Source organism: Streptomyces rectiviolaceus (assembly GCF_039533825.1).
In the GTDB taxonomy this organism is placed as follows: domain Bacteria; phylum Actinomycetota; class Actinomycetes; order Streptomycetales; family Streptomycetaceae; genus Streptomyces; species Streptomyces rectiviolaceus.
Window position 1 is genome coordinate 51,758 of record NZ_BAAAUG010000090.1, and the last position, 6,822, is coordinate 58,579.

Annotated in this window: 4 protein-coding genes, 1 tRNA gene and 1 pseudogene; 2 read left to right on the forward strand and 4 right to left on the reverse strand. The window is 66.9% G+C overall.

Annotation, left to right across the window (positions count from 1 at the left end):
* Positions 1-79: 79 nt before the first annotated feature.
* The gene (locus ABD378_RS25265) at positions 80-1,114 is read left to right on the forward strand and encodes a glycoside hydrolase family 6 protein (protein ID WP_344524053.1); all 1,035 of its coding nucleotides are present in this window, start codon (positions 80-82) and stop codon (positions 1,112-1,114) included.
* Positions 1,115-1,240: 126 nt separating this feature from the next.
* Here ABD378_RS25265 and glxA read toward each other — a convergent pair whose 3' ends face one another.
* From glxA to ABD378_RS25285, 4 genes are all read right to left on the reverse strand, one after another.
* Complete coding sequence (glxA, locus tag ABD378_RS25270) at positions 1,241-3,181, reverse strand: radical copper oxidase GlxA (RefSeq protein ID WP_344524055.1); 1,941 nt, start codon at positions 3,179-3,181, stop codon at positions 1,241-1,243.
* Positions 3,178-5,169 (reverse strand): glycosyltransferase family 2 protein, encoded by a 1,992-nt coding sequence (locus ABD378_RS25275; RefSeq protein ID WP_344524057.1) that lies wholly within the window; start codon positions 5,167-5,169, stop codon positions 3,178-3,180. The genes glxA and ABD378_RS25275 overlap by 4 nt, the downstream gene beginning before the upstream one ends.
* Positions 5,170-5,494: 325 nt before the next feature.
* Positions 5,495-6,205 (reverse strand): FadR/GntR family transcriptional regulator, encoded by a 711-nt coding sequence (locus tag ABD378_RS25280; RefSeq protein WP_344524059.1) that lies wholly within the window; start codon positions 6,203-6,205, stop codon positions 5,495-5,497.
* 78 nt (positions 6,206-6,283) lie between these two features.
* A tRNA-Lys gene (locus ABD378_RS25285) sits at positions 6,284-6,357 on the reverse strand.
* A 231-nt stretch (positions 6,358-6,588) separates the two neighbouring features.
* On the opposite strand from ABD378_RS25285, the pseudogene ABD378_RS25290 reads away from it, so the two are divergent.
* Positions 6,589-6,822: pseudogene (locus ABD378_RS25290) on the forward strand (peptidoglycan-binding protein); the annotation flags it as partial.

Genomic DNA, 6,822 nt, shown 5'->3' on the forward strand with positions numbered 1-6,822 from the left:
TAGCCGACGGGCGGGCCTCGTGGGCCGGGAGTGCGTATGTCAGGATTGAGAATCGGACAGTGCACCCAAGGGGGAGTGGATGTACCACAAAGGCACCGGCCGCGGTCATCGAATCGCGGCCAGGGGGGTGAAGGCTGCGGCGGCGTTTGCGGGGGCGGCGCTGCTGCTGTCGGGGTGCTCCTCCGATGACGGCTCGGACAACGAGGGGTCGTCGGGGAAGCCGGTCGAACAACAGCCGAAGGGCACCGACCCGTACTGGGTCAACCCGGACGGGAACGCGGCCAAGCAGGTCGCCACGTACGAGAAGGACGGGAAGAAGGACGACGCCGAGCTGATCCGCAAGATCGCCGAACAGCCCGTCGCCGAATGGATCATCCCGGAGAACGCGGAGGACCAGTCCCGCGGCTTCACCGAGGCGGCCCAGAAGGCGGACCGGGACGCGCTCCTGGTCCTCTACAACATCCCGCACCGCGACTGCGGTCAGTACTCGGGCGGTGGCGCGGCCGACGGCAACGCCTACCGCACGTTCATCGACCAGGTGGCGAAGGGCATCGGTGACCGCAACGCAACGATCATCCTGGAGCCGGACGCGGTGCTCCACATGGTCGACAACTGCACGCCGGAGGAGTTCCACGAAGAGCGGTACGACCTTCTCAAGGGCGCCATCGAGAAGCTCAAGTCCCTGAAGAACACCAAGGTGTACCTGGACGCGGGCAACGCGGGCTGGAAGAACCCCGACTCGCTCTGGGAGCCCCTGAAGTGGTCGGGTGTCGAGCAGGCCGACGGCTTCTCGGTGAATGTCTCGAACTTCCAGACCACCGAGGCCAGCACGGAGTTCGGCAAGAAGCTGTCGGCGAAGATCGGCGACAAGCCGTTCGTCATCGACACCGCGCGCAACGGCAACGGCGCGTACACCAAGGGCAAGGACACCTGGTGCAACCCGCCAGGCCGCGCGCTCGGCGAGGCGCCCACCACCAAGACGGGTGACCCGCTGGTCGACGCCTACCTCTGGGTCAAGCGGCCCGGTGAGTCCGACGGCACGTGTCGGGGCGGTCCCAAGGCCGGAGAGTGGTGGCCCGAGTACGCAGCGGGCCTTGCGAAGGCGGCCCGATAGGGGCGCGAGGAACTGCGCGCTCAGCGCGCGAAAAGCCGCAGTCGCATCTGCCGGGATCTCGGCAGATGCGACTGCGGCTTTCTTGTGGTTGCTCGCGCAGTTCCTCGCGCCCCTACGGGGCGCTCCTTACGGAACGTGGACCCACTGGGCCTTGCTCGGGGTGCCCTGGTCGTCCGTCACGAAGAGCATGTACCAGCCGGACTCCACCAGGCTCTTCTCCTTGGGGATCGTCACCGTGACGCCGTCCGCGGACTTCTTCAGGTCCAGGGCGACGGACGTCTGGTCGATGTCGGTGACGTGCGTCGAGGCGCTCGGCCTGATCAGGCGGGCCGTCTTGATGGACGAGGCGTGCTGGGTCCGGTACGTCCCGGACCCGCCGCGCTTGATCTCCTCCGGGCCGCCGCTGAGCGTGGGCTGCGAGCCCTGGTACAGGTACGGCGGGGTGTAGATCTCGATGCGCTGCTCGAACTCGCCGGGCTTGGTGTTGGCCTTGTCGGAGTAGAGCGAGTCGGAGCCGAAGAACATCACGCGGCCGTCGGGCAGCAGGATCGAGCCCGAGTGGTAGTTGCGGCCGACCTCCGGGTCCGCGACCCGGCGCATGTCGCCGGTCTTGGCGTCGTAGATCCGCGCCTGCTTGATGTTCGAGTCACCACGGCCGCGGTAGTCCTCGGAGCCGCCGGATATGAGCACCGAGTCGTCGGGCAGGGTCGAGGCCTGCGGGTAGCGGGTGCCCTTCTCCAGCTCGGGCCCGTCCGTGAACTTCGGGTTGTCGTCCAGGAGGTCGACGATGCGGGTCTTCTTGCTGGACTTCTTGGACTCGCCGACACCGCCGCCGCCGACCACCATGTACTTCTGGTCCTGCGCGGGCGGCAGTTCGACCGTGTTGGAGGTCTCGAGGAGGTTCGGGTCGCTCATCCCCGGGATCCCCTTCCAGCTGCCCTTCTCCTCCAGGTCCCAGGTGCCGGGCTTGCGGCCGACGTCGTCGGGGCCGTAGCCCGCGTTCGACCCCGAGTAGAAGAGCCTGCCGCTCTCCAGCTGGAAGACCGCAGGGTAGGTCGGGAACTGGCGTACCTGCTTGGTGTACGTCCACTTCTTGGTCTTGGGGTCGTAGATCTCGTTCTTGCCCGGGACCAGCTGGCCGATCTCGTCGAGGCCGGAGAGGCTGAGCACCTTGCCGTCCGAGAGCGTGGTCAGCGTGGGATACCAGCGGGCCTCGTTCATCGGGTCGACCTTGATGTACTTCTCGGCGACCGGGTCGAACTCGAAGGCGTCCTTGATCCCCTGGAAGTCCTTCTTGTCCAGGGCGAGCTTCTGCGCGATGCCGTACGTGTTGCGGGTGGCGGCGCCGCTCAGGCCCTGCACGCGGTAGTTGTCCTGCGTGCCCGTCTCGTGCTTCGTGCCGCTCTTCTGCGCCTCCACGTACACCCGGCCGAGGCCCGGTTCGTTGCGCAGGAACTTGCCGGTCGCCTTGTCGAAGACCTTCTTCGCGCGCTCGACGACGACCGGGTCCTTGGAGACGAACGTCTTGCCGTTCTTCTTGCCGGTGAACTTCGTGCCCGCGGGCAGCGTGATCGGCTTGTCCGGGTCCTCGTTGTGCACCACCATCAGGCCGCCGGCCTTGGTGATGTCGCCCTTGAGCTTCTCGTAGCGCTGGGTGCCGCCGGCTATCAGGAGATTGCCGTTGGCCAGCTGGGTGTGGCCGGTGCAGAAGAGGTCGACGGGCGTCTTGATCTTCTTGATCGTGTTCTTGACCGGGTCCCACAGCCGGGTGTCGAACTTCTTGGCGTCGAAGTTCTTCTGGTTGTTGCCGGAGCCCGCGACCAGAAGGATCTTGCCGGTGTGCAGGAGCGCCGCGTGGATGGTGTTCTGGCGGTACTCCTCGGGGAAGTCCACGACCTGCCAGTGGCCGTTGTCGGCCTTGTACTCCGGCTTATTGATCTTGTAGTCGTGGTACTTCTCCGAACCCACGCGCCATAGCCACGGGCCGTTCATCCCGGCCAGCGCTATGACCACCGCCGCGCCTATCGCGATGCGGCGGGCGCGGCGGCGGCTGGAGCGGTCCTTCATTTCTTACGTCCCCCAAGGGCGATCTGCATGGTCTGGTCGTTCGCTGCCCAGCTGGGCTTCTGCTGCGGCGCGTGCGGCGCCTGCGGAGGCTGTTGCGCCTGCGGCAGTTGCGCCGTGGCGTCCTCGCCGTCCCGCTGCTGCGGCACCCTCTGGCCCCCGCCGGGCGGCGGCCCGGAAGGGCCTCCCCCGTGCCGCGACTTGCGCTTCTTCTTGTCCTGCCGCATGCCCCACCGCCACGCGAAGATCGGCGCGGCCGTGATCAGGAGGGCGAACGTGGCCCAGATGATCATCGCCGGGTGGACGTGGTCGTACACGAACGCGGCGGCCATCGAACCGCCGAAGACCAGGATGAAGAACAGGTGGATCCGGAACGTGCCGAACAGTGTGTCCGGGCTCGCCGAATCGCCCTTGGGCGTCACCACGAACTTGCTCTTGCGGCGCAGCACGGCGTCGAGCAGGGAGCGTGCGTAGACCGGGGCGGACAGGGCCGACATCACCATGCCCGCGATACCGCCGGAGCCCTCGGGCTCGTGCGGCGAGACGTTGTGGCGGCGGTTCCAGATGTAGAGGCCGATCTGCAGCGCCGACGCGTTGCCGTACAGCATCAGCCAGATCGTCGGGTCGATGTTCACGCCCGACGCGCCCATGCCCAGGAACAGCGCGCAGGAGAGCGCGGCCAGGATCCAGTTCATGGCGGACATCGGGTAGAAGATGACCATCATCGTGTAGTTGAAGAGCCGCCCGGGCGGCAGCGAGAACGGCGCCTTCCAGAACTGCTTGAGGATGGTCTCGTACGTCCCGCGCGACCACCGCAGCTGCTGCGTGAAGAAGTCCGTCCAGGCGTTGGGGCCCTCACCGACCGCGAGCACGTCCGGGGTGTAGACCGACTTCCACTTCTTGCCGGTCCTCGGGTTCGTGGCCCGGTGGATCTCGAAGCCGGTCGCCATGTCCTCGGTGATCGAGTCGTAGAGACCGCCGATCTGCTTCAGGGCGCTGATGCGTACGGCGTTGCTCGTGCCGACGAACATCGGGGAGCCGTAGGCATTGCCCGCGCGCTGGATCAGGGCGTGGAAGAGGAACTGCTGGGACTCGGCGGCCTTGGTGATGAAGTTGTCGTAGTTGCCGTAGACCTGCGGGCCGATGACGAAGCCGACGTTCTCGTCGCGGAAGAAGCCGAGCATCCGCTCGAGGTAGTTGGGCATCGGGACGTGGTCGGTGTCGACCGATGCGAAGTAGTCGTAGTCGTCGCCGTGCGCGTCCAGCCAGGCGTTGTAGTTGCCGTGCTTGGTCTTGGCGCGGTGCGGGCCCTTGCTCATGTTCCACTTCGCCACGCCCTTGCGTGAGAAGTGGTGCACGCCGAGCCGCAGGCAGACCTCCTTGACGGCGGGGTCGTCGCCCTCGTCGAGGAGCCAGACGTGCATCAGGCCGCGGTGCCGGATGCGGACCGCCGCCTCCAGCGTCTTCGTCACCATCTCAAGGGGTTCCTTGCCGGGCACGAAGGAGGTGAGGAAGGCGACGCGGGTGCCGGTCTCGGGCACCACGGGTATCGGGTCCCGGGCGACGAGCGTGGCGTGCGCGTTCGAGAGCACGTTCATGCACCGGAAGAACTCGATCAGGCCGATCGATATGAGCATGACGACGTCGAGCACCGGCAGCCAGTCGTTGGCGACGTAGTCGCGCTCCGTCCAGTGCGTCGGCTGCAGCAGCCAGGCGAGCAGCACGAGCGAGAGCAGCGGCGCGGCCCCCAGCATGAGCGCGGCTCTGATCCGGTGCGGCTCCTGCGAGAGCAGGGAGCGGTACTGCACCTTGTACGGCTTGGTCGGATCGGGCTGTGTGAGCGGCCCCGCGAGACGGCTGTAGTGCTCGTAGTCGTATCTAGGCAGGGCCTTCTTGATACGCCGGAACCCACCTGTCCGGTGCGATGGCACCCGCAGCTGGGTTGTCTCTGACGGGTCGTTCGGCCGGGCGCCCGTCGGCGTCGACGTCATGAGTCATCCCCCCGCACGCGGTCACCCGCGTGTTCGTTGGTCCTTCCGTCCGCCCCGGTCCCCCTCGACCTTCACGGACGCATCAGTGGCAGGCCACCGTCCCCTTAGACATGGAACAGCTACCTTCCGGTTGCATGATGCCCCCCTCGGCATCCGTTCACGAAAGGGACCCCCCGTCCCTTCCCCCGCGGGCCTCGGCCTGCCGGGCCCCCAACTGCCCCGCACCGCCTGCCTCATGAGAGCCAATGGCTCCAGCACAAGGTTCTACGCCCATAGCCATGATCGCAAGAGCGAAACAAGGTGTTTACCGGTCATACGAGCGATTTCAGTTACCTGTTGAGACAGGAGCGCTCAATCGCGTTCGAATATTACCGAAGTGTTCCCGTATCGCCCGCTCGGCCCGGAGCACATCGCCGGATCGGACCGCGTCAAGGATCTCCCGGTGCTGGCGGCAGGTGACCCTGGGGTCGTGCGGCACGTCCACCAGATCGGTACGTACCTTGTGGAAGGCGTCCCAGAACGCCTCCAGGACCTCGCCGAGCAGTGGATTGCGCAGACAGCGGTAGAGGGTGGCGTGAAATGCACGGTCGGTTTCGGTGTGTACCGCACCCGGCTGACCGATCCGGCCGTCATTCGCCGCCGCCTCGGTGTCCATCTGATCCACGAGGGCGTCGAGTTCGGCCAGATCCGCGGCCGGGATGCGGCCCGCGAGGCGCGCGATGAGTCCGGTCTCCACGGCCTCCCGCAACTCCAGGAGCTGGAGGAGGCTGTCCTCGCCGCGGTAGTGGCCGGCCACCGTGCGGAAGGTGAGGCCCTCGATCATGGGAGCCATCGACATGGGTCCGACATATGTGCCGAAACCATGCCGGATTTCCACGATGCCCATCGCCTGCAGTGCCTTGAGGGCCTCTCGCACGGAGTTCCGACTGACGCCGAGGCGTTCCATCAGTTCGGGCTCGGTGGGCAGAGAGGCTCCGGAGGGCAGCCGCTGGTCGATGATGAGCTTCTTGATCCGCTCCTGTATGTCGCGTGCCATGGCGCAACGGTAGCGGTACCCGCGCCGGTGGCGGCACGACGAAAGCCCCCCGCGTGAACGGAGGGCTTTCGTTGTCTGTGCGCCGTCAGGGACTCGAACCCCGGACCCGCTGATTAAGAGTCAGCTGCTCTAACCAACTGAGCTAACGGCGCGCGCTGACCTGGAGAACTCTACCGGACGCGGGCGGGTGCTCCGGACCACCGGGCCCTCCCGGGGGCGCCGCACGGCATGGCCCGGAGCGGGCGCGGGGGAGCGGCGTGGAGGTGAATGCGGGCGGATCCATCATTCGGACCGTCAACATGCGATATCGCCCGACAGTTGAGAAGCTGACGACTGTGCAGATGCGACGCAGACATTCTTTCCTGGAGTGTGAGGGGAATCGCATGGAGGGTGCTCCGGTATTCGAGGAATTCGATCCCGAGAGCGACTGCGACTGCCCCGGATGTATTCAACGGCGACGAGCCATGGCCCACGCACTCCCCGTACGACAGGGCGGCCACCCGGCGGCGCACGGCGCGCGGCGCGCCCTCGTGGTCGCCGCGGCGGCAGGCACGGTGCTCGGCGGTGGTCAGGTGCTTCCGGTGGCGGCGGCCCCCGGGACCCCGGGCGTCCGGGGG